1 protein-coding gene is annotated in these 394 nt (G+C 61.4%); it reads left to right on the plus strand.

Annotated features, from left to right (window positions below):
* Nucleotides 1-394 (plus strand): RNA methyltransferase substrate-binding domain-containing protein (locus AC1D0P_RS31190; RefSeq protein WP_477680265.1); only part of this gene is annotated, 394 nt, incomplete at both ends.

Here is a 394-nt window from a genome sequence, read left to right on the forward strand (position 1 = left end):
GACGACGACGGTCCGCGCCGGCCCGGACAGGTGAAGGAAATCACCTCGCTTGCCAATCCGATCATCAAGGACATCAAGGCGCTCAGCCAGAAGAAGAACCGAGAGGCCTCGGGCACCTTCATGGCCGAGGGGCTGAAGCTTGTCCTCGACGCGCTGGAAACCGGCTGGAAGATCGAGACGCTGATCTATTCCAAGGAGGGCAAGGGCAAGCCGCTGGTCGAGAAAGCCGCTGCCCGCACCGTCGCCGCCGGAGGACTGGTGCTGGAAGTCACCCAGAAGGTTTTGGAGTCGGTGACCCATCGCGAAAATCCGCAGATGGTGGTCGGCATTTTTCGCGCCCGCTGGCAAAGCCTGCACAATGTGAAGCCGAAGTCGAACGAAACCTGGATCGCGC

Source organism: Polaromonas sp. P1_G2, assembly GCF_056405515.1.